This window comes from Sphingosinicella microcystinivorans (assembly GCF_003634215.1).
Lineage (GTDB): Bacteria > Pseudomonadota > Alphaproteobacteria > Sphingomonadales > Sphingomonadaceae > Sphingosinicella > Sphingosinicella microcystinivorans.
On sequence record NZ_RBWX01000010.1, the window covers coordinates 123,247 to 143,225 of the forward strand.

Genomic DNA, 19,979 nt, shown 5'->3' on the forward strand with positions numbered 1-19,979 from the left:
CCTTCTGGCGCGTGACGTTCTCTCAGTAGGTCTCCGATGCTCCGCCCGTCCACGCGACAGACTGCGATTACTCGATCGTGCGAGATGACGCGTCCGCTGCGCCCGAGACGAGCCTCGCATCGCGCCCGACGGCCGAACGCGACCTGCTCAAGTAGCGCCTTTGCTCTGCGACCTTCAGGTGCGTGAAGTTCAGGCGCATTAAAGTCGGCGAGGCGGACTTCAATCCAAGTGCCGGGATCTGCCGCCTGCCCAACGCAGAGGCTGTCACCGTCCCCTACGTACCGTACCAAGCCCTCGAATTTCTGCCCTGCGACTGAAGGAAGTCGCCCTTCGCATGGGGCGGCCAGCGCTGGCGTGGCCCATGAGAACATCATGAGCGCAAAGGTAGCGGCCAGCAGGTGATGAACTGGCCGGGGCGAGTTGATGAAAAACTCTGGGCCGGTCGGGATCAGCGGCAGCATCAGGTTCTTGCTCGTTGAAGGTTCCACCGCCGATATTCCCCCATCTATCCCAGACCGACCTTGTAGCGTGCAAGAAGTCCAACCAATCGGTCGCGGTCTATTGTCATCGGGTGAGGGGTGCCCGCCGGCGCAAGGCGATCGCCGACGTGCTCAAAGAGCGCGACGCAGATCTCGCCATTGTCGTGGTTGGAGCGGTAGGCAATGCCGTCCGGCACCGTAGGATGGTCGTGGATGGCTCGCGACCACCGTTGCGCGACGGCATGAGGCCCACTCGTGACGGCACCGGTCGCGCCGACCTGCGCTAAGCCGGGGCCGTGAAGGGAGACCAAGCGGAGGGTCGCGGTGACCTCTACTTCGGAGAAGGATCGCGCCTCGAGGAAACTCATGGCGACAAAGCGTGCGCCAACGCTGCGCAGGCAGGTTTCCGCGAAGGCACCTTCGAGCGTCGTCGCGAGATAGCAGACCCCGTAGGTCTTTGTCGGATCGTCGAAGCGATTGCCGCCAGTCGAGCCGAAAAAGAGCGGACGGAGGTCGCTGCGATGGATGCGCACAAGGCGAGCGCCGCTGGCAATCTCTTCAAGAGGAAGCTCGCGGCTGGCGAAGTCGGGCGGCGGAAGTGGGCCAGGACTAGGCGGCGCCATGTTCGCCGTAAGCCGCCGCTGCCGTCACCACATCGTCGATCTTGCCCTTGCGAAGCAGATCGATCGGCCGCTTGCCGCCAAGTCGCTGGTCGCCCGTGAGCATGAAGTTGACGCGCATCCAAGGGTCATCGACCGTGAAGGCGTCGAGCACCTCCCGGACGCCGGGCAGCAGGCCGTTCTTGCCGATCTGGAAGGCCGGGTAGACATAGCCGTCCCCGACGTCGAGCCAGAAAACCTGGTTACGCTCCCGCTTGCGGCCGAGGCCCTGCGGCGTGATGCCCAGGTGCTCAGCGAGCTGCTGCGCGGAGAGCGCGCCGCCTTCTGCCTTCAGCATGTCGCGCTTCATCTCCGATCCGCGCAGGAATGCCTCGGTCAGAGGATCGGGCTTGTCGGGCTCGATTTCTGCTCCAATCGCGGCGGCTTCACGCAGGGACGTGAATAGCACGTCCGTGTCGGTCGATGCTCCAACGGCGGCCAGCAAGCGGTCGCGCGGGATCCGTTCTGCAATTCGCGCGAGGGCGCGGCCGGTCCGAAGGACGAAGGCCTCGACGAGATCCTCGCTTGGTGCGGGCTCCGAACGGCGGCTGCGCGTAGATGCCGTGGAAGTGGCCTTACCTCCGAAGTGGCTGGCGCGACTGCGGCGGCGAGTTCCGGCTGAAGCTGTGGGCGCCATGGCGATGTCCCTTGGAATGGTTCATTTGTCGTGATAGATATATGCCATGAAAGTCGAAACTTCAATTGCGATTGTCATGCAGGCACAGAATCCCGCTAATTGTACGATTTTGCACTCCTCCATGGTTCGAGGCGCTGCGCCAAGAGCACCGAGAAGCGCCGGGCACCGCCGATCTTGCGTCGGCAGCACCTCGCGCAACCCATTGATGTCCGTGCGCTTTTCTCGATTTTGTGCAATCTTGGGCGCATGGATGTCAAGGCTGCAGCACCCACCTCGGCGGACGTCATCGACTTCTTCGACTACGTGTCCTCCGAGCCCCGCACAAGCCGTCAGAGGGGTGACGTTGAACGCCGAACCGCGGTCTCTCGACTGGGCATGCGGATCACGGACGATTGGCCGGCATGCGTGCCGGTCACGGAGGCTGAACTGGATCTGTTCGAGGCCCATTTCGGCCCGCTCATCGATGAGCTGCTGCGCTCGACAGACTGACTTGTTGAATGGAGGTCCTGCATGAACGCCAAAGCGACCCCCGCCTTGGCATCGCCAGGGCGTGCCGCCCTCTATCTCCGCGTCTCGACCGGGCGCCAAGCCGAACATGATCTCTCGATTCCCGATCAGCGGCGTCAGCTACGCGCTTATTGCGAGGGGAAGGGGATTGCCGTGGTCGCCGAGTTCGTCGAACCCGGAGCGTCCGCGACGGACGACCGTCGTCCCGAGTTTCAGAGGATGATGGACGCCGCAGCGGAGAAGCCCGCGCCGTTCGACTGCATTATCGTCCACTCGTTCTCCCGGTTCTTCCGCGATCAGTTCCAGCTTGAGTTCTACGTGCGTCGGCTGGTGAAGAGCGGGATCCGCCTGATTTCCATCACGCAGGACCTCGGCGATGATCCCATGAGCGTGATGATGCGTCAGATCATGGCGCTATTCGATGAATATCAGTCGAAGGAAAATGCCAAGCATACGCTTCGCGCCATGCGTGAGAACGCGCGCCAGGGATACTGGAACGGCTCGCGCCCGCCGTTTGGGTACAGGATTGTGGTCGCCGAGCAGCGAGGCACGCGCGCGAAGAAGAAGATCGAGCCAGACCCCATGCAGACCGAAACTGTTCGGCTCATGTTCCGCCTTGCTCGGATCGGCAATGAAGACGGTCCCATGGGGTCACGTCAGATCGCCGATTATCTCAACGCGCATGGCATTCGGACCCAGACGGGCGGCCGGTGGGGCGTTGGTGCAGTCCACCAGGTTCTTACGCGCGAGACATATATCGGCCGCCATCGCTTCAACGTCTCGGGCAAGCGCAAGGGTGAGCGGAAATCCGAGGATGAGATCGTCGAGATGGCGGTCGAGCCGATCATTGGCGAGGAGGAATTCGCCGAGGTGCAGGCGGTCATGCGTTCGCGAAGCCCGCAACTCCGAGCGCCCCGGTTCGTGTCCGCTGGTACACTGCTTGGCGGAGTGTGCTTCTGTGCCGACTGCGGTGGAGCGATGACGCTTCGCACCTCCGGCAAGGGTGAGCAATACCGCTACTACACCTGCTGCACTGCTGCCCGACAGGGGAAGAGCGGATGTCGAGGACGCACCATTCCGATGAATGAGCTAGACGAGATGATCGTGTCCCATCTCGAAGAGCGACTGCTGGCACCCGATCGACTGGAGGAGCTGCTCTCAGGTCTGCTCAAGCGCCGGGAAGAGCATACGGAGCGTCTGCGAGGGCGGATCGCCGAATTGAGGAAGCAGGCGGCGGACGCCGAAGCCAAGCTCACACGGCTGTACGAGGTAATCGAGAACGGGCTCGCTGACCTAGACGACCCCAACTTGAAGGGACGAATTGTGGAGCTGAAGCGGATCCGGGATGCCGCCCGGGCCGACGCGGATCGGGCGGAAGGCCGTGCCGACGACAGAGGCAACCGGCTGACCCCTGAGTTCTTGCGTCGATTCGGAATCGAAGCGCGCAAGAAGATCAGGGCGCGCGACGGAGGCTTCCGGCGAAGCCACGTTCAGGCGCTGGTCCAGCGCGTCGAGGTGGGAACAGACGAGATTAGGATTAAGGGTTCGAAGCCAAGGCTCCTCCAGACGCTCGTGGCGTCCGGAGGAGGCTATGGAGTGGAAACGGCGACGCACGGCGTTCGCAGTTTCGTTCCGAAATGGCTCCCCGGGCCTGATTCGAACAGGCGGCCGTCCGATTAACAGTCGGATGCTCTACCGCTGAGCTACCGGGGAACATGGTCAGGGCGCGGCGTATAACAGTGCCGGTTTCGGCTGCCAAGCCCTGAATGCACGCGGCGTGCGGTCCGGCTTCAGGTCAGGAACTGTTCCATCGCGATGCGGTCGTCGAGCGCGTATTCCGGGTCGAACAGCAGCTCGAGCGTGATCGAGCGGTCGGTGCTGATGCGAACCACATCGACGTCGCGCACTTCGAGCTGGTCGGCGACCGCGCTCACCGGGCGTTTGCCGGCCTCCAGCATCCGGAACTCCACCACCGACGTGTCGGGAATAAGTGCGCCGCGCCAGCGGCGGGGGCGGAAGGGGCTGATCGGCGTCAGCGCGAGGAGGTCGGACTGGAGCGGCAGGATCGGGCCGTTCGCCGAGAGGTTGTAAGCGGTGGAGCCCGCGGGCGTCGCCACCAGCACGCCGTCACAGGTGAGTTCGGACATGCGCACGCGCCCGTCGATGGATATTTCGATCTTTGCGGCCTGCCGTGTTTCGCGCAGCAGCGAGACCTCGTTGATGGCCGGGGAGACGATACGGTCTCCCGAAATCGTGCGCGCATCCATTTGCAGGGGGTGCAGCTTGAACGCGCGCGCGTTCGCGATGCGCTCCGCGATGCCGTCCGGGCTGTATTCGTTCATCAGGAAGCCGACCGTGCCCCGGTTCATGCCGAAGACGCGTGCGGGGCGCCGCCGATGGAGCACGGCGTGCAGCGTTTGCAGCATGAAGCCGTCGCCGCCGAGCGCGAGGATGATGTCCGCCTCGGCTTCGCTCGCCCAGTCGTGCAGCGGCAGGATATCCGCAGCGGCCTCGTGGGCGGCAGGGGTGGGCGAGACGGCGAGCGCCACCTTGCCGGGCAGCTTGTGGTTCATCCGCCGGTCACGCTCATATGGCGGGGAACGGCCGCACGGGGCTGTCCGCGTCCGATAACGAAATCGTGGCCTTTGGGCTTGCGCGTAATCGCCTCGGTGATCGCGGCGTCGAGGTCGGCGTCGGAGGGGGAGGGGCGCACGGCGGCGCGCAGGTCGGCGCTGTCTTCCTGCCCAAGGCACATATAGAGACGTCCCGTTGCGGTCAGCCGCACGCGATTGCAGCTTTCGCAGAAATTGTGGGTGAGGGGGGTGATGAAGCCGATCCTGCGGCCGGTCTCCGCCACCTCGACATAGCGGGCGGGGCCGCCTGTCACATAATCGGTCGGTCGGAATGTGAAGCGTTTCGCAAGTTCGGCGCGCACGATGGAAAGCGGCAGGTAGTGGTCGGTGCGGTCTTCATCGACCTCGCCCATCGGCATGGTTTCGATGAAAGTGAGGTCGTGGCCTTCGCGGCAGCACCAGGCCGCCATGTCGCCGAGCTCGTCCTCGTTGATGCCGCGCAGCGCCACGGTGTTGATCTTGATCGCGAGCCCCGCTGCCTTGGCGGCGGCGATGCCGTCCAGCACGCGCGGCAGCTCGCCCCAGCGGGTGATGCGCCGGAAACGGTCCGGGTCCAGCGTGTCGAGGCTCACGTTCACACGGCGCACGCCTGCGGTGGCGAGAGCTTCGGCGTGTTTGGCAAGCTGGTTACCGTTGGTGGTGAGCGTCAGCTCGTCGAGGCCGCGTCCCAAATGCCGCCCGAGCGAGTCGACAAGGCTCACGATGCCGCGTCGCACGAGCGGCTCGCCGCCCGTCAGCCGCACCTTGCGCACGCCCCGCCGGATGAAGGCGGAAGCGATGCGCTCGATTTCTTCCAGGCTCAGCACTTCGGATTTCGGCAGGAACTGCATGGTTTCCGCCATGCAGTACGTGCAGCGGAAATCGCAGCGGTCGGTCACGGAGACGCGCAGGTACGTCACCGCCCGCCCGAAGGGGTCGACCAGCGGGCCTTGCCCGGTCGTCTCTGCGATTACGTCCTTCATCGTCCTCCAGAGTTAGTCGTGCCGGGGGCGGGGGGCAAGTTTTGCCGTATCTGGCAATGACTTCGTTCAGGCTCGGCGCTGGCCTTTGCAGGGCGTCGTGATAGTGTTACAGGCGCTGCGGTCTCCAAACGAGGTGAAATGCACGGCTCATCGCTTTCTGCGCCCGTCTTTCTCGCCTCATTCCGCTACCGGCGCGAAGCGCAGGATGCCATTGAGGCGACAGGACGCCCGGTTATCGTCAGCCTTCGGCCTGACGATGCCGCCCGTCGCTATGCCGCGTCGGAAGCGCTGATCGCGATTGTCGACGCCCGCGGCGCGCTGCAACGCGGTCTCCAGCAGGTCGAGCAGCTTTCGCAGGCGGTGCAGGAGCGGCGCGGCGGCCTTCTCGTCCTCCTTTCGCGCAGTGATGCCGCCTCGCTCGGCGATGTCTACACCGCGGGGGCGACGCACTATCTGATCAGCCCGTTCGGCGCGTCCGAACTTGGCCAGTCGCTCCGTTTCGTCGAGCGCTCCATCCGGCGGATGCAGAAGACGAGCGCCGAGGCGGCCGTGGCCTCCGCGCAGGCCTCGATTGGCGGCACGGCGCGCTGGGAGTGGAGCGTGGGCGACGATTTCGTCCGCACCAGCCCGGCGCTGGCGGTGCTCATCGGCGATCCCCCGCACACCGACCGGCTTTCGCTCGACGATGCGTTCTTGCGGCTCGATCGACGTGCGCGCGCGCAGGCGCGCCGCGCCGTCCGCCGTATCTGGCAGGCGGGCGTGCCTGGAGAGGTCGAACACCGCCTCATTCTCGACGGACGGCCCCACACCTACGTTCACCACATACGGCCCACGCGCGATGCTGCGGGCAGCGTGATCGGGCTCACCGCCACGGTCGAGGACCTGGATTCAACGCTCATTGAGCGGCGGCTGTCCGCACATTTCGATACGCTCACCGGCCTTGCGAATCTCCGCCACGCCCGCGCGTGGGTCGATGAGAAGCTGAACACGCGCGCCGGGCACAACCCCGCATGCATCGTCGTGATGTTCGCGATCAGCCGCTTCGATCAGGTGAACGCCGCCTATGGCCGCGCCGTCGCGGATTCGCTGCTCCAGGCTGTCGGCCGCCGCCTGCGCCGCCTGCTGAACGACCAGACCGCCGAAAGCGAACTTCCCGCGCGTCTCGGCGGCGCCGAGTTCGCGGTGGCTTTCGCTGGGCCGATCACGCTCAATCAGGCGGTGTTCTTCAGCCAGCGCATCGGCAAGGGTTTCGAGAAGCCGTTCATCGTCGGCGGGCGTGTCATCCACCTTTCGTGCCGCATCGGCATCGCCGCAAGCGACGAGGAGGTGACGAGCGCTGACGAGCTTTTCCAGCGCGCGAGCGCGGCGCTCTCCAGCGCGAAGGAGCTCGATCCCAACAGTTTTCAGGTGTTCCTTTCCGACGAGCACGGTAACCCGGCGCGCTTCGCCAGCCTGGAGGCGGACCTGCGCGCGGCGGCGGAACGGCGCGGCCTCAGCCTGCTCTATCAACCGCAGGTCGATATCGTCACCAACCGTATCGTCGGCGTCGAGGCGCTCGTGCGCTGGGAGCATCCGCTCTACGGCGTGCTCCCCGCCGAAACCCTGTTCGCGATCGCGGAGCGCGCCGAGTTCGGCACCCGTCTCGGCGAACAGATCATGCGGCAGGCGTGCAGCGAGGCGGCGGCGTGGCCCGACCATCTGCGCGATCTCAGGCTGTCCATCAACGTCACGGCGGCGGACATGCGCGCGGCGGATTTTGAGCGCATCGTCGCGGAATCGCTTGCCGACAGTCACTTTCCGCCGTCGCGGCTGACGCTGGAGGTCACCGAGGGCGGCCTCGTCGAGGATCTGGAGCACGCGTCCGAAATCCTCTCCAAGCTCCGCCAGCGCGGCATCAGCGTCGCCATCGACGATTTCGGCACCGGCTACTCGTCGCTCGCCTATCTGAAGTCGCTGCCGCTCGATATCCTCAAGGTCGACAAGAAGCTCGTCACCGACCTCTCGGGCTCGACGCGCGACCGTGTGATCGTGCGCGGCGTCGTCGACATGGCGCGGTCGCTCGGCATGGTGGTGGTCGCGGAGGGTGTCGAATCCGAAAGTCAGCTCGAAACGCTCGTGCGCGAAGGCTGCAACTGGTATCAGGGCTATCTGTGCAGCCCGCCGCTCGCGCTTGGCGAGCTTCCGCCGTTCGTGGAAAACTGGCAGCGCGCCCGCGCCGCTTGACCAATCCTTAACCGCCGTCTCATACAAAGCCGTACATTAGCGCTTTAACAGGGGGCTGGCTGGTTCGTGCAGGCCAATCGCGTACTCGTCGTCGGCAAGGATGAAACGCACGCGAAAGCGGGCGTCGCGAAGATCGCGGCCGACAAGTTCACTTTGGTGGAAGGTGCGTCCTGGACGGAAGCGCTACCGCTCGCGTCGAGCGGACGCTACCAGCTTGTCATCGTGCTTGCGGGCGCGGAAATCGGGATCGCCGCCGTCACCACCTTCGCGCGCAGCGCCGAGCGGTGGGCACAGCGCGAGGACATGATGCTCGTCGCGCTCACCGAAGACGGCACCGCCGCGCTTCACCGCGATCTCCAGCACGCGGGCTTCGACGACATCATTCACCGGCCGATGCACCCCACACAGGTCGCAAGCCGCGTCGCCATCCTGCTGCGCCTTTCCACCATGCGCCGCGAACTTGCGCGTCGGCAGGCGACCGCACGCGGCTTCACGAGCGGCGACGGGCTGTTCCTGGCGCCCGCCGAGCCGGTGATCGCCAGCCGCCGCGCGTCGGTCCTGCTCGTTCAGTTCGATCAGAGCGCGCATTGCGCCGAACAGTTCAACCGCGCTGTGCGGTCCTGCACCGAGGCGACGATCTGCGATGATCCGGAGGCGGCGCGGGCGCTGCTTTATCGCGGCGGTCTCGATGCCGTGCTGCTCTGCTCGGCGGTCGACCCCAAAAGCGCGATCGATTTCGCGGACCGGATGCGCCGCGTGCCCGCGCTCTACAATCTCCCCGTCCTCCTCGCGACGCCGGACGTCGAGAAGCTCGATCTCGACATGGTGTTCAATGCGGGCATCACCGATGTCGCGCCGACCTGCCTGTCGAGTGAGCAGCTCTCCGTGCACCTCACCTCGTTCAAGCGGCTCGAAGCACTGCGCGCCGCGCTTGCCGCGCGCTATGCGCAGCACGTCGAGATGGTCATTCGCGACGGGCTCACGGGATTTGCGGGCCACGGCTTCGGCATGGCGCATCTGCAGTCGACCTTGCGCGACTGTGCCGAGCTTTCGCTTCCCGTGGCCATAGGCGGCCTCACGATCGAGAATCTTGACGAGATCAATGCCGCGCACGGCTATCTGGCGGGCGACATCGTGATGCGCCGCGTCGGCGACATGGTGCGCCGCTGCATTCGCGGTGAGGATATGGCGACGCGCCTGTCGGGCAGCCGTATCCTCGTGCAGTTCCCGGACACGCGCTACGCCAGCGCGAACGTCGCGATCCGCCGCCTCGCAAACGTGCTGCGCTTCCAGAAGATCGATCTGCCGGGCGGTGCTTCCATCGCGCTCAGGATCGGCTACACTCTCGCCTGCTGGGATGGCGATGCCGACGCGCGGACCCTCGTTGCGTCGCTGAAGGCGCGGAAGGTCGCAGTCGCCGCCTGATCCAGCTTCCCCGCGGGAGGCTTTTCATGGCGATCACTATCGATGTCGTTTCGGATTTCGTTTGCCCGTGGTGTTGGATCGGCAAGCGCCATCTCGATACCTTCGCGAGCGAGGCGGATATCGATCGGCGCTGGCATCCCTACCTGCTGCACCCCGATATGCCTGAAGGCGGTGTCGACCGTGCCGATTTCGTACGCGCGAAGTTCGGCAGCGACGAGCGGGCGCGCGAACTCGGCGCGAATGTCACGGCGGTGGCGAAGGCGGCCGGTCTCGATATCGATTATTCCCGCGTGGTTCGCATCCCCGATACGCGCGACGCGCACCGTCTCGTGCGCTGGGCTGGCGGGCAGGGGCGTGCGGACACTGTCGCAGAGGGGCTTTTCCGGGCCTATTTCAGCGAAGGGCGCGATATCGGCGATGCCGCCGTCCTTGCCGATATCGGCGCTGCGGCGGGCATGGACCGGGCCATTCTGGAAGGGCTGCTTGCCGGCGATGCCGACAGGGATATCGTCGATGCGCAGGCGGACCGGGCTCGTTCAATGGGCGTCAGCGGCGTTCCCACGCATATATTCGCCAACAAGGTCGCCGTGGTCGGCGCGCAGCCGATCGAGGCACTGAGGCAGGCGGCGGAGCTCGCGGCGGCCACCGGGGATTAGAGCGATTGCGTCGGCAGGGCCGCCTGCCGAAGCGGAAATCAGGCGTCCTTGCCGGCTTTTGTCGATTCCGCGGCAAGCTTGGCGTGCCAGGGCTGGGCGAGCCCGTGATAAAGGCGTTCCTTGCAAACGAGGCGTGACGTGCCGTGCGCGATCAGCGCTGCTGTGAACAGAGGAAGAATGAGGCCCCGGCTCGCGGTCGCCTCGACGATGATGATCACGGCGGTCAAGGGGGCCCGAACGACGCCCGTGAAATAGGCCACCATGCCGAGCAGCACCACCGCGCCGCCCGGCTCGTCGGGGAAAATCGCTTTCAGGATGGCGCCAAGCCCCGCGCCGGCTGACAGCGACGGGGCGAAAATGCCGCCCGGTATGCCCGCAACAGCGGTTGCCAGCGTCGCGATCAGCTTGGATGGACCATACCAATAGGGCGTCTCCGTACCTTCGATGATACCGCGTGCGGCTTCGTATCCCGTGCCCCAGGTCAGCCCTGTCGATACGCCGGTCAGCGCGACGACGGCGCCGCAAAGCAGTGCCCAGCGCACTGGCTGGTCCCGCATCGCCGGTATCCAGCGATCCTTGTACCGGTCGATGTCGAGCATCATGCGCGCGAACAGCCCGCCGGTCAGGCCGCCGGCGATGCCTGCGATTGGCGCGACGCGAAGCGCTCCGCTGAAATGCATGGTCTGCCTGACGAAGCCGAAATAGACATAGTCCCCGGCAAGGCCGAGGCTGACCATGCCTGCGATCAGGATGGTGGTCATCGCCAGCAGCGCCATGCGCTGCTCATAGGCGTCGGCGAGTTCCTCGATCGCGAAGGTGAGACCGGCCAGCGGCGTGTTGAACGCGGCGGCGACCCCCGCCGCGCCCCCGGCGATGATGACGGAAGCGCGCAGCGGCACCTGAAGCAGGCGGTGATAGCCGGCCATGATCGCTGCGGAGATCTGCACGGTCGGACCTTCACGACCGACCGAACCGCCGACGAGCAGCGCCGCTACGGTCAGGATCAGTTTCATCGCCGCGGCTCGCAGCGGGATCAGCAGCGGCACCGCGCGCGGCGGATCGCGCGTTGCGGCGATGACCTGCGGAATCCCGGATCCAGCCGTCTCAGGCGCGAACGTCCGCGTACACCAGGCGATCAGCGCGAACCCGGCAGGGGTGAGGATCAGCGGAAGCCACCAGTGTTTTGCGATATGATGCGTGAACACGTGGCTGGCGCTGTCGGCGAGCCGGGCGAAGAGCAGCGCGGCAAGGCCCACGGAGACCGCACCGATGCTGAGAGCGATCCGTCGTCGCCAGATTGGTGCGGCGGGGCCATGCCGCCGCACCATGATTCTCAGCTTGCGCAGTGCTTCCAAAGTGAAGGTGTTTCCCCGGAGCCAGTATGAAGGATGGACCTTCGTCTAACGGCAAATGCAGGGCCGGGGCAAGAAAAGGGGCTGCCCGCGCGTCAGCAGGCAGCCCGAAATGCGGTTCAGCTCATCCGGTGCAGAGCGCAGAGCTTGTTGCCGGCAGGGTCGCGCAGATAGGCAAGGTAGAGCTTGCCGAAGCTGCCTTCGCGCACGCCGGGCGGGTCTTCGCAGGTCGTGCCGCCGTTCGCCACGCCCGCGGCGTGCCAGGCATCGGCTTCCGCCGGCGATTTTGCGGCAAAGCCGATCGTACCGCCGTTGGCGCAGCACGCAGGTTCGCCGTTGATCGGCTGCGTCACCGCGAAGATGCCGCTCTGCGTCATGTAGAAAAGGCGCCCTTTGTCATCGACTGTGCCCGGCGGAACGCCGAGCGCGCCGAGTGTCGCGTCGTAGAACGTCTTGGCGGCTGCCGTGTCGTCCGCGCCGACCATAATATGACTGAACACGTCTTCTCTCCTCCTCCAATGCCGCAGGGGAATGCGGCTTCAGATGACTGATTGCATGGGCCCCGTGGCGCATCAAGATATCACTACCGGCAGTCGGAATGCAGGTAGTACTCGACATCGCCCCCCCCAAACTGTGAAAAGTGGGGCCGCGTTCAATTCGGTACGCGAAAATCCGGCATTCGACAGGAGAAACTCATGCGCTTCACTCTTGCTCTGCTGCTGGCCTGCGCCACGCCGCTCGCTTTTGCTCCTGTTCCGGCGATCGCGCAGACAGCGCCTGAAAATGTTCAGGATGCGGCGCTGCTCCAGTTCCTCGATCAGGCGTTTGACGAGCGCGTGAGCCTCCAGCCCGAAACCTTGACGCAGCTCGGACTCAAGACCGACAACGACCGGCTCAATGACTACACGGATGCCGCTGCGGTGCGCGAGCAAGCGCTTGCAGAGCGCCAGCTCAAGGAGATGCGCGCGCGCTTCCGGCCCGAGCATCTCAGCAAGGGCGCGCAAATCAGTTTCCGCCTTTTCGAATATGACGTGGAGCGGAGCCGCAAGGCTTTCGCGTTTCGAAAACTGCGCTTCCCGGTCACGACCAACGGCAGTCCGGCGGGGGATATCCCGGTGCTTCTCATCAACAACCACAAGGTCGATACCGTGGCGGATGCGGAGGCCTATATCGCCCGCCTGCGCGATACCGAGCGCGTGATGCGGGAGGTTGCGGCAAACATGCGGGAGCAGGCCGCGCAGGGCGTTGTTCCCAACATAGTGAATTTCGCGCCCGCACGCGCCGACGCCGGAAAAGTCCTCGTGGGGGCGCCGTTCGACAGCGGTCCGGATTCAACGCTGATGGCCGATTTCCGCAAGAAGGTCGGCGCTCTGGATGCACCGCCGGCGGTGAAGGAAAAGCTTCTTGCCGATGCAAGTGCGGCGCTGACAGGCCCGCTCCGCACCGGCTACAACGTGCTGATCGCAGCGATCGACGAGGTCGCGCCCCTGTCGAAAGGCAATTTCGGGGTCTGGAGCCTGCCCGGCGGCGACGCTTATTATGCAGACCAGCTTGAAAGCGCGACGACGACGAACCTCACGGCGGATCAGATTCACGCGCTGGGGCTGAAGCAGGTTGCGGCGATCCGGCAGGAGATGGAGGCGATCAAACGCGAGGTTGGGTTCGAGGGCACGCTCAATCAGTTCTTCGATCACATCCGCACCGACCCCGAATTCAAATATCCCAATACCGATGCGGGCCGCGAAACCTATCTGAAGGATGCGCGGGCAGTGATCGCGTCGGTGATGGATGTCGCACCGCGTTACTTCAGTGTGCTGCCCAAGGCCGCGCTGGAGGTGCGTGCGGTGGAAAAATGGCGCGAAGCGACCGCGCCGACCGCGTTCTACAATCAGCCCTCGGCGGACGGTTCACGGCCGGGCATCTACTACGTCAATCTCGTTGATATGAACCAGACGCAGAAGGTGCAGGTCGCCGGAATCTCCGTGCATGAAGGCGCGCCCGGCCACCACTTCCAGATTGCGCGTCAGCAGGAGCTGACGGGCATTCCGAAGTTCCGCATGTTTGGCGGCTACGGCGCTTATATCGAGGGCTGGGGCCTTTATTCTGAAAGGCTGGCGGACGAGATGGGGGCGTACAAAGGCCCTTACGAACGGTTCGGCATGCTCTCGCTTCAGGTTTGGCGGGCGATCCGACTGGTCCTCGACACCGGTATCCATTCGAAGCGCTGGACGCGCGATCAGGCGATCGCCTATTTTCGCGCCAACAGTTCGGTGTCGGATACCGACATCGCGCGCGAGGTCGATCGCTATTTCAACTGGCCGGGTCAGGCGACGAGCTACATGGTCGGCCAGCTCAAGATAGCGGAACTCCGCGCCCGCGCCGAGCGCGAGCTCGGGCAGCGCTTCGACATTCGCGAATTTCACGAAGCCGTCCTCAGCGAAGGCGCCCTGCCGCTGAACGTGCTCGAGGAACAGGTCGATCAGTACATCGCCGCGAAGCGCCGCTAGGACGCGCTGATCGCGGCGGCTATCCGGCGAGCTTCCCCATCGCGCGCGCTACGTTGAGCCCGCCCTGAAGCCGCGATGCCGGGTTTGGCCAGTCGCGGCCGATGAACAGCTTGTGGTCGGGGCGCAACCTCGCAACCTGAGCGTTCTTCTGCACGAACTCGATCAGCTTGCCGGGCTTCGGGAAGCTGCCGGCGTGGAAAGCAATCAGCGCACCCTTGGGACCGGCCTCCAGCTTCTCGATGTTTGCAGCTTTGCAATGAAGTTTGATTTCAATAACTTTCAGGAGATTGCTCACCTCATCCGGCAGCTTCCCGAAACGATCGATCATCTCGGCGGCAAAGGGCTCCACACCCGCCACCTCGTCGATGTCATTGAGGCGGCGATACAGCGCCATGCGGAGGTTGAGGTCGCCCACGTAGCTCTCGGGGATCAGGATCGGCGCGTCGACCGCGATCTGCGGGCTGAACGCCTCGCGCGGCCGGTCGAGTCCTGCCGCGTCGGCGCGGGCCGCGAGCATCGCCTCTTCCAGCATGTCCTGGTACAGTTCGAAGCCGATCTCGCGGATGTGGCCCGATTGCTCGTCGCCAAGCAGGTTGCCCGCGCCGCGAATGTCTAAATCCTGCGCCGCAAGCTGGAAGCCCGCGCCCAGCGTATCGAGGTTGGAAAGCACCTGCAGCCGCTTCGTGGCCGTTTCGGTGATCAAGTGGTTCGCGGGCGTTGTCAGATAGGCGTAGGCGCGCGTCTTCGATCGGCCCACGCGGCCGCGGATCTGATAGAGCTGGGCGAGTCCGAACATGTCGGCGCGGTGCACCACCAGCGTATTGGCGCTCGGAATATCGAGCCCGGATTCGATGATCGTCGTCGAAACCAGAACGTCGTAGCGCTTGTCGTAGAAGGCGGACATGCGCTCCTCGACCTCGCTCGAGCTCATCTGCCCGTGTGCGACGATGTACTTCACCTCTGGCACGTGCGTGCGCAGGAACTCTTCGATTTCCGGAATGTCGGCGATCCGGGGCGTCACGAAGAAGCTCTGGCCGCCGCGATAGTGCTCGCGCAGCAGCGCTTCGCGCACCACCACTTCGTCCCACGGCATCACGTAGGTACGCACGGCGAGCCGGTCGACGGGCGGCGTCGCGATGATCGACATGTCCCGCAGCCCTGACATCGCCATCTGAAGCGTGCGCGGGATCGGCGTCGCCGTCAGCGTCAGCACGTGCACGTCGGTCTTCAGCTGCTTCAGCCGTTCCTTGTGGATCACGCCGAAGCGCTGCTCTTCATCCACGATGACAAGACCGAGCCGTTTGAAATTGATGTTCTTCGATAAAAGTGCGTGCGTGCCGACGACGATATCGACGCTGCCGTCCGCAAGGCCCGCGCGCGTCTGGGCGGCTTCGTTCGCCGAAACGAGCCGCGAAAGGTGGCCGACCTTTACCGGCAGTCCGTCGAAGCGCTCGCGGAAGTTCTGCGCGTGCTGGCGCGCAAGCAGCGTCGTCGGGCAGACCACCGCCACCTGGTTCCCCGCCATCGCGCCCACGAACGCCGCGCGCAGCGCCACTTCGGTTTTGCCGAAGCCGACGTCGCCAACGATCAGCCGGTCCATCGGCTTCCCGGCGGCAAGGTCGGCGACCACATCGTCCACCGCGCGCAGCTGGTCGTCGGTTTCCGCATAAGGGAAGCGGTCCACAAACGCCCCGAAAGTAGACGCCTCCGCCTCGAAAACCTTCCCCGGCCGAGTCGCTCTCTGTGCAGCTACTTTGAGTAGTTCGTTCGCGATCTCGCGAATCCGCTCCTTCATCCGCGCCTTGCGCGCCTGCCAGCTCGATCCGCCCAGCTTGTCGAGCGCCACGCCCTCGGAGTCGGAGCCATAGCGCGAGAGAACGTCCATGTTCTCCACCGGCACATACAGCTTATCGCCGCCCGCGTACGAAAGGTGCACGCAGTCGTGCGGGCTCCGGCCTACCTCGATCGTGGTCAGCCCCTCGTAGCGCCCGATGCCGTGGTCGGCGTGCACCACGAGATCGCCCGGTGTCATCATGGAGATCTGGTCCATGAAGGCGTCGGCCTTGCGCGCCCGCTTGACGCGCCGCACCATCCGGTCGCCGAACATGTCCTGCTCGGAAACGAGCGCAACGTCAGCGGTCGTGAAGCCGTGGTCGATCGGCAGCACCGCCATCGCCGCGCCGCCGCCCTTGGCGGCACCCAGTGCCTCCTGCCAGTTCTCCACGATGTGCAGCGGCCCGAAGCCATGGTCGCCGAGCAGCGTGCGCAGACGGTCGCGCGAGCCCTCGGTGTAGCTCGCAAGCACGACACGCTTGCCGTCCCGGTGCAGCGCCGCGACATGCGTGCCGACCGCCTCGTAGATATTCGCCTGCGCCGCCCGCTCGGGCGCAAAGTCGCGCGCTGCCGTTACGCTGAGGTCGATCACGCCGTCCTCATCCGGCCGCGCGAAGTGGGTCGCGAGGTGAATGCGCCGCGCCTCCTGCATCCCGTCCCACTCGGCCTTGGTCAGGTAGAGCGCGTCGGGCGGCAGCGGTCGGTAGCTGCCCGGCTCGCGCGTCATCGCCGAGACGCGGTTGCCGTGATAATCGTCGATCGCAGCAAAGCGCTGCTCGGCGGCAAGGCTCGTGCCCTCGTCGCGCACGATGATGTCGCCCGCGCCCAGATAGTCCAGCACCGTGCCAAGACCGTCCTCGAACAGCGGTAGCCAGTTCTCCATGCCTGCGAGCCGCCGCCCGTCGCTCACCGCCTGGTACAGCGGGTCGCTGGTCGCGGTTGCACCGAAGCGGTCCACATAGCCACGCCGGAACCGCTGGATGCTGTCGGTCGAAAGCAGCGCCTCGGAGACCGGCAGCAGATCAAACCCCGCGCTCGTGCCGCTCGTCATCTGGCTTGCGGGGTCGAAAAGCCGCAGCGTCTCGATCTCATCGCCGAAGAAGTCGAGCCGCAGCGCGTGTTCGCCGCCCGCCGGGAACAGGTCGAGAATGCCGCCGCGCACCGCGAACTCGCCCGCGTCCATCACCGTGTCCGTGCGCACGTATCCGTTGGCCACGAGCATTTCGGAGAGCGCATCACGGTCGATGCGTTCGCCCGGCGCAATGCGGGCCGAGAGCCTGCCCAGCCGCTCGGGCGTCAGCGTCCGCTGGATGAGTGCATTCACCGTGGTTGCGACAAGCTGCGGCGTTTTTAGCGGTCTCAGCAGTCCCGCAAGCCCCGCCACACGCTCCGCCGCGACACGCAGAGAGGGGGAGGCGCGATCGTAGGGCAGCGAATCCCACGCCGGGACGTAGAGCGTCTCAACCTCCGGCGCGAAAAAGTGCGCTGCATCGAGCAACTGGTGCGCGGCAAGGTCGTCAGGCGCGATGAACACGGCACGCGCGCCCTTCGCGAAGGCGGCGCGCGCAAGGTCCGCGAGCAGCCAAGGCTGGAACCCGGCGGGCGCGCTCGCCAGCGTCAGCGGCGTGTTCGCCTTGGCAATGACCTCAACGTAATTCTTCACTCCGGCGCCACCATGAAATCGAGCCGCTTCAGGGTGTTGAGCAGCTCTCCGTGCCACCGCTCCGGCGCTTCGACCGTGCCGATCGCCCACGCCATGATCTCCACGTCGTCCTCTTCGAGGAACGCTTCCATCCACGCGATCTCAGCGTCGCTCCAGCCTGCAAGATAGCGGTCTGTGAAGCTGCCGATCATGATGTCGGCTTCCTTGGTGCCGCGGTGCCATGCGCGGAAGTGGAGCCGCCGCCGGCGCGCGTCTAGTGGGGTGGTCATCTGCGTTTTCGCCAATAGCCGATAAGCGGAAAGCGCATTTGCGCCTCCCGCTGCATGGGGTTAGTCAGTTCGCGAAGCGAGATACCATGCGGCCCGATATCCTCAACCCCCTGTTCGCGGAAATCGCGGCGCTGAAAGGCGTTGGTCCAGCGCTTCAGCGTCAGCTCGAGCGGCTGGAGATAGCGCGCGTCATCGATCTCCTGTTTCATCTGCCGACGGGCGAGATCGAGCGCCTGCGGATCGATTCCGTCCACGGCGGACTGGAAGGAAAGGTCGTCACACTCGCTGTCGATGTTGTGGGTCACGAGACGCGCGGGCCCAAGTCGCCGCTGCGTGTTCGGGCACGCGATGGAGACGGAAACCTGCTCGATATCGTGTTCTTCACCGATCGCGGCGGCTATGCACGCCAGCTCCTGCCTGTCGGCGAGCGCCGCGTTGTCAGCGGACGGCTCGACCGCTTCGGGCAAAATCTCCAGATCGTTCATCCCGATCATGTCGTGGTGCTTGAAAAGGCGGGAGATATTCCCGAGCGCGAAGCCGTCTACGGCCTCACCGAAGGGCTCACGAACCGCCGACTTCGCACGCTCGTCGAACACGCGCTGGAGCGCGTGCCGGAGTTGCCCGAGTGGGCGGGCGGTTCGCTCGTGCGCCAGCGCGGCTGGCCCCGCTGGCACGAAGCGCTCGCTGCCGCCCATGCCAATGATCGCACAGTGCGCGACCGGCTTGCCTACGACGAACTTTTCGCAAACCAGCTCGCACTCCTCCTGATGCGGCAAGCATCGCGCCGCAAGGGCGCGTTGCCGCTCCGGGGTGATGGCCGCCTCATCGATGCCATGCTCCGCGCGCTCCCGTATCGCCCCACAGGCGCCCAGCAGCGTGCGGTTGCCGAGATTACCGGCGATCTTGCCCAGTCCGCGCCGATGCTGCGGCTGCTGCAGGGCGACGTCGGTTCGGGCAAGACGCTGGTCGCGCTCGCCGCCATGCTCGGCGCGGTAGAGGCGGGTGCGCAGGCGGCGATGCTCGCCCCCACCGAGATCCTCGCGCGCCAGCACATGGCGAACATCGCGGCTTTGCTGAACGGCATCGGCGTCCGCGCCGAAATCCTCACCGGCCGCGAGAAAGGCGCGCAGAGGAAGGCCATCCTTGCCGACCTCGCGGCGGGGGAGATCCAGATTCTCGTCGGCACCCACGCGATCTTTCAGGAGGCGGTGGACTACAAAAACCTCGGCCTCGTCGTCGTCGACGAGCAACACCGCTTCGGCGTCGCGCAGCGCCTGATGCTGGCGGACAAAGCGGAGAAGACCGCACACATGCTGGTGATGACCGCAACACCGATTCCGCGCACACTCACGCTCACGCAGTACGGCGAGATGGACATCTCGAAGCTTGACGAGATGCCGCCGGGCCGTACGCCAGTAGGAACCAGCGTCATCAGCCAGGAACGACTTGAAGAGGTCGTAGAGGGGGTGGGGCGCCTGCTCGCCGATGGCGGGCGCGCGTATTGGGTCTGCCCGCTTGTCGAGGAGAGCGAAGGCGCGGGCGATCTCGCCGCCGCCGACGCCCGCCACGCCATGCTGAAGGAACGGTTTGGACCCATCGTGGGCCTCGTCCACGGCCGCATGAAGGGGCCGGAGAAGGACGCCGTGATGGCGGATTTCCAGGCCGGCCGCATTCAGCTTCTCGTCGCCACCACCGTCGTCGAGGTCGGCGTCGACGTGCCGGAGGCGAGTCTGATGATCATTGAGCAGGCTGAGCGCTTCGGCCTCGCCCAGCTTCACCAGCTTCGCGGTCGTGTCGGGCGGAGTGCCGCGCGGTCGATTTGTCTGCTCGTCCGCGCGCCGCACATTTCGGAAACAGCGCGAAAGCGCCTTGCCCTCATTAAGGCTTCGAACGACGGGTTCGAAATCGCCGAGGAAGACCTGAAGCTGCGCGGCGGCGGCGAACTGCTTGGTGTCCGCCAGTCCGGCGACCCGGAGTTCCGTATCGCTACGCCCGAACAGGTTGGCGCGCTGGTCGAGGCGGCGCGCGACGACGCCCGTCTGCTCGTCGAGCACGAAGGCGGACTTTCCGGCCCGCGCGGCGAGGCAGCCCGCATTCTTCTCTATCTCTTCGGACGTGATGCCGCCGTCGGCCTCTTGCGTTCCGGCTAGCTGTTTGCGACAGCGCCAGAAGAG

General features: G+C 65.4%; 15 protein-coding genes, 1 tRNA gene and 1 pseudogene. 7 read left to right on the forward strand and 10 right to left on the reverse strand.

Going from position 1 to position 19,979, the window contains the following annotated elements; translation table 11 throughout:
• Positions 1 to 505 precede the first annotated feature (505 nt).
• Together DFR51_RS15205 and DFR51_RS15210 are read right to left on the reverse strand one after the other, a co-directional pair.
• On the reverse strand, positions 506 to 1,012 hold the full coding sequence (locus DFR51_RS15205; RefSeq protein ID WP_160119257.1) for an RES family NAD+ phosphorylase: 507 nt from the start codon (positions 1,010 to 1,012) through the stop codon (positions 506 to 508).
• A 76-nt stretch (positions 1,013 to 1,088) separates the two neighbouring features.
• Entirely contained in the window at positions 1,089 to 1,583 is a 495-nt protein-coding gene (locus DFR51_RS15210; RefSeq protein WP_126494958.1) for a hypothetical protein, read from the reverse strand.
• A 291-nt stretch (positions 1,584 to 1,874) separates the two neighbouring features.
• On the opposite strand from DFR51_RS15210, the gene DFR51_RS15215 reads away from it, so the two are divergent.
• Entirely contained in the window at positions 1,875 to 2,264 is a 390-nt protein-coding gene (locus DFR51_RS15215; RefSeq protein WP_121052764.1) for a hypothetical protein, read from the forward strand.
• A gap of 21 nt (positions 2,265 to 2,285) precedes the next feature.
• Positions 2,286 to 3,338, forward strand: a pseudogene (locus tag DFR51_RS19400) (recombinase family protein); the annotation flags it as partial.
• 237 nt (positions 3,339 to 3,575) lie between these two features.
• Here DFR51_RS19400 and DFR51_RS19405 read toward each other — a convergent pair.
• The 4 genes from DFR51_RS19405 to moaA all read right to left on the reverse strand — a co-directional run bounded on the left by DFR51_RS19405 (position 3,576) and on the right by moaA (position 5,877).
• On the reverse strand, positions 3,576 to 3,896 hold the full coding sequence (locus DFR51_RS19405) for a hypothetical protein (RefSeq protein WP_243446571.1): 321 nt from the start codon (positions 3,894 to 3,896) through the stop codon (positions 3,576 to 3,578).
• 24 nt (positions 3,897 to 3,920) lie between these two features.
• Positions 3,921 to 3,995 (reverse strand) — tRNA-Asn (locus tag DFR51_RS15225).
• A gap of 77 nt (positions 3,996 to 4,072) precedes the next feature.
• A complete protein-coding gene (locus DFR51_RS15230) occupies positions 4,073 to 4,855 on the reverse strand; it encodes an NAD kinase (protein ID WP_121052766.1) in 783 nt (260 codons plus the stop codon).
• Positions 4,852 to 5,877, reverse strand: coding sequence for a GTP 3',8-cyclase MoaA (gene moaA / locus DFR51_RS15235; protein WP_121052768.1), 1,026 nt, complete (start codon positions 5,875 to 5,877; stop codon positions 4,852 to 4,854). Before moaA ends, DFR51_RS15230 begins: the two co-directional genes overlap by 4 nt.
• Before the next feature lie 138 nt (positions 5,878 to 6,015).
• Between moaA and DFR51_RS15240 the strand changes: the two genes are divergently transcribed.
• The 3 genes from DFR51_RS15240 (at position 6,016) to DFR51_RS15250 (ending at position 10,181) form a co-directional block, all read left to right on the forward strand.
• Positions 6,016 to 8,100 (forward strand): putative bifunctional diguanylate cyclase/phosphodiesterase, encoded by a 2,085-nt coding sequence (locus DFR51_RS15240; protein WP_121052770.1) that lies wholly within the window; start codon positions 6,016 to 6,018, stop codon positions 8,098 to 8,100.
• A 66-nt stretch (positions 8,101 to 8,166) separates the two neighbouring features.
• Positions 8,167 to 9,525, forward strand: coding sequence for a diguanylate cyclase (locus DFR51_RS15245; RefSeq protein WP_121052771.1), 1,359 nt, complete (start codon positions 8,167 to 8,169; stop codon positions 9,523 to 9,525).
• 26 nt (positions 9,526 to 9,551) lie between these two features.
• The gene (locus tag DFR51_RS15250) at positions 9,552 to 10,181 is read left to right on the forward strand and encodes a DsbA family oxidoreductase (RefSeq protein ID WP_121052773.1); all 630 of its coding nucleotides are present in this window, start codon (positions 9,552 to 9,554) and stop codon (positions 10,179 to 10,181) included.
• A 38-nt stretch (positions 10,182 to 10,219) separates the two neighbouring features.
• Here DFR51_RS15250 and DFR51_RS15255 read toward each other — a convergent pair whose 3' ends face one another.
• Both DFR51_RS15255 and DFR51_RS15260 read right to left on the reverse strand, forming a co-directional pair.
• A complete protein-coding gene (locus DFR51_RS15255; RefSeq protein WP_121052775.1) occupies positions 10,220 to 11,509 on the reverse strand; it encodes a chloride channel protein in 1,290 nt (429 codons plus the stop codon).
• Between the two features lie 143 nt (positions 11,510 to 11,652).
• A complete protein-coding gene (locus DFR51_RS15260; RefSeq protein WP_121052777.1) occupies positions 11,653 to 12,033 on the reverse strand; it encodes a VOC family protein in 381 nt (126 codons plus the stop codon).
• A gap of 195 nt (positions 12,034 to 12,228) precedes the next feature.
• On the opposite strand from DFR51_RS15260, the gene DFR51_RS15265 reads away from it, so the two are divergent.
• Positions 12,229 to 14,040 (forward strand): DUF885 domain-containing protein, encoded by a 1,812-nt coding sequence (locus tag DFR51_RS15265; protein WP_121052779.1) that lies wholly within the window; start codon positions 12,229 to 12,231, stop codon positions 14,038 to 14,040.
• Positions 14,041 to 14,059: 19 nt separating this feature from the next.
• Here DFR51_RS15265 and mfd read toward each other — a convergent pair whose 3' ends face one another.
• Both mfd and DFR51_RS15275 read right to left on the reverse strand, forming a co-directional pair.
• Positions 14,060 to 17,536, reverse strand: coding sequence for a transcription-repair coupling factor (mfd, locus tag DFR51_RS15270; RefSeq protein ID WP_121052781.1), 3,477 nt, complete (start codon positions 17,534 to 17,536; stop codon positions 14,060 to 14,062).
• Positions 17,533 to 17,805, reverse strand: a complete 273-nt coding sequence (locus DFR51_RS15275) for an FAD assembly factor SdhE (RefSeq protein ID WP_121053156.1) — start codon at positions 17,803 to 17,805, stop codon at positions 17,533 to 17,535. Before DFR51_RS15275 ends, mfd begins: the two co-directional genes overlap by 4 nt.
• Before the next feature lie 86 nt (positions 17,806 to 17,891).
• On the opposite strand from DFR51_RS15275, the gene recG reads away from it, so the two are divergent.
• Entirely contained in the window at positions 17,892 to 19,955 is a 2,064-nt protein-coding gene (recG, locus tag DFR51_RS15280; RefSeq protein WP_121052783.1) for an ATP-dependent DNA helicase RecG, read from the forward strand.
• Positions 19,956 to 19,979 lie beyond the last annotated feature (24 nt).

What these genes read in the sequence shown, in the direction of transcription:
- DFR51_RS15230 (WP_121052766.1), bottom strand. Translation starts at nt 4,855, where the DNA reads ATGAACCACAAGCTGCCCGGCAAGGTGGCGCTCGCCGTCTCGCCCACC.
- moaA (WP_121052768.1), bottom strand. Translation starts at nt 5,877, where the DNA reads ATGAAGGACGTAATCGCAGAGACGACCGGGCAAGGCCCGCTGGTCGAC.
- DFR51_RS15240 (WP_121052770.1), top strand. Translation starts at nt 6,016, where the DNA reads ATGCACGGCTCATCGCTTTCTGCGCCCGTCTTTCTCGCCTCATTCCGC.
- DFR51_RS15250 (WP_121052773.1), top strand. Translation starts at nt 9,552, where the DNA reads ATGGCGATCACTATCGATGTCGTTTCGGATTTCGTTTGCCCGTGGTGT.
- DFR51_RS15255 (WP_121052775.1), bottom strand. Translation starts at nt 11,509, where the DNA reads ATGGTGCGGCGGCATGGCCCCGCCGCACCAATCTGGCGACGACGGATC.
- DFR51_RS15265 (WP_121052779.1), top strand. Translation starts at nt 12,229, where the DNA reads ATGCGCTTCACTCTTGCTCTGCTGCTGGCCTGCGCCACGCCGCTCGCT.
- DFR51_RS15275 (WP_121053156.1), bottom strand. Translation starts at nt 17,805, where the DNA reads ATGACCACCCCACTAGACGCGCGCCGGCGGCGGCTCCACTTCCGCGCA.
- recG (WP_121052783.1), top strand. Translation starts at nt 17,892, where the DNA reads ATGCGGCCCGATATCCTCAACCCCCTGTTCGCGGAAATCGCGGCGCTG.